Source organism: Pseudoalteromonas sp. SR45-6, assembly GCF_014163545.1.
Taxonomy (GTDB): domain Bacteria; phylum Pseudomonadota; class Gammaproteobacteria; order Enterobacterales; family Alteromonadaceae; genus Pseudoalteromonas; species Pseudoalteromonas rhizosphaerae.
The window spans coordinates 1-1,505 of the sequence record NZ_JACJDM010000130.1 but is presented as its reverse complement, the minus strand read 5'-3'; the positions used below and the strand labels follow the sequence as shown (position 1 = coordinate 1,505).

The following is a 1,505-nucleotide window of genomic DNA, read 5'->3' as shown; positions in this document are numbered from 1 at the left end:
GTTGAATAGTTGAATCTCAGGCATGGGGGCTCCTTAAAAAGGAGTATAAGATCATACTTTTAAGTCAAGATAAAGTTCGTGATCTTACCCTGAGACCTGACCCCATTATTTTTTACTCTACTGAATATATGGAGGTAACTTCAACTTTATTATCTTTCAAATGAATATTAGCTTTCCACAATTGAGAATTTATATAAACTTTTATAGAGTATGCATTCTTTTCAAATAAGCCTGTTACTACTGGACTCATTGAAACAGCGCCAGGAATACTGGTGAATTTATTTAATTGACTGTCAAAAAACCAGTCAAACATATTCACCCTTTTTTTAATGGCGTTCTCTTTGTTATTTCTCAACTCTTCCATAAACCTCCAGATAACCCCATAATCTTCTATAGCAACGGTAGGCTCTAAACGGATGGCTCCATCAAAGTTACAACTTTGATTAGTCACAGCGACTTCCAATGTGGCAACATAGGGCTCAACTTTATATCCGCCAACCACGCCATAATGTTTTTTGTAGCAAATGCCATCAGTATTCGAAGGCTCTTCTACAAATATTGTATCACCACATTTAAAATGGAATTTGCCCCTTGCGCCATTTAATTTCTTCATTACCATTAGCTTATGCTGGTTATTTAGAACGCTTTCTCCACAGCTAACATGCAAATTACTAGTACTAACAACACTTGCAATAGCTAGAATCGTCGGACCTATCGCGACCACCATGATTTCTCCTCTGGTTTATAACTATCGGGGTCATATAACTATCGGGGTCAGATCTTGTTTTTTGCCACTAATTACATAAAGACAAAAAGAAAGACCTGACCCTATTCACTTTGTTACTAAAGGGTGACTCTATTTACTTTTCTGTTAGTTTAATCATCAGGCAAGGTAAGTAAATCATCAACTATTCCTAACTTACTAAGCAATGAAATGAATCTTGACTTTTTTTTATCTATCACATATTGCGCATCCATAACTACCGAAAAAACAACGTACTCAATGCCTTTTTCAAAATTCAATCTATCTCTTTTTATTAGCGTAGTGTAAGTTTTGACTTCAAGAGGTTTAAATATTACATCTCCTTCAAGTGGCGAAAACTCTACATTTTTAAACGATAATGGGTTGTCAAACGGGTTACTCGTTGCATACACGTCTTTTGCTCTATAAAACTTCAGGGCAAGAGCATGAAAAAAGCCTATGATTTCAATACCTTTTCAAGGTAACCTGTACTGCGCATAGCTTTTTTCTGTTTTGCGGGCATGCCTTTATTAAAGCTTGTTTCTGCTTTTAGCTGATTAAATGCGATGTGTCTCAGCCCCGCAAATACAGGCGCTGCACCTTCACGCCTAATTCGGCAATCATCTTCTTTAAATCCAACATCTAAACGCCAATGTAATCCATTCTCTATTTGCCAATGTTGCCGTGCGGATCTTGCGAGTTCTTCCGCCGATAAATATGCTGAACTGATGTAGTATCTATAGCATAACTCATTGCTTACTTT

General features: G+C 36.8%; 3 protein-coding genes. All 3 read right to left on the bottom strand.

What is annotated here, in order from left to right:
* Positions 1–112: 112 nt before the first annotated feature.
* Positions 113–727, bottom strand: a complete 615-nt coding sequence (locus H5158_RS22450) for a hypothetical protein (RefSeq protein ID WP_182717833.1) — start codon at positions 725–727, stop codon at positions 113–115.
* A 149-nt stretch (positions 728–876) separates the two neighbouring features.
* Positions 877–1,155, bottom strand: coding sequence for a hypothetical protein (locus tag H5158_RS22445; protein WP_182734091.1), 279 nt, complete (start codon positions 1,153–1,155; stop codon positions 877–879).
* Positions 1,156–1,199: 44 nt separating this feature from the next.
* Positions 1,200–1,505 (bottom strand): ISAs1 family transposase (locus H5158_RS22440; protein WP_182740954.1); only part of this gene is annotated, 306 nt, incomplete at its 5' end.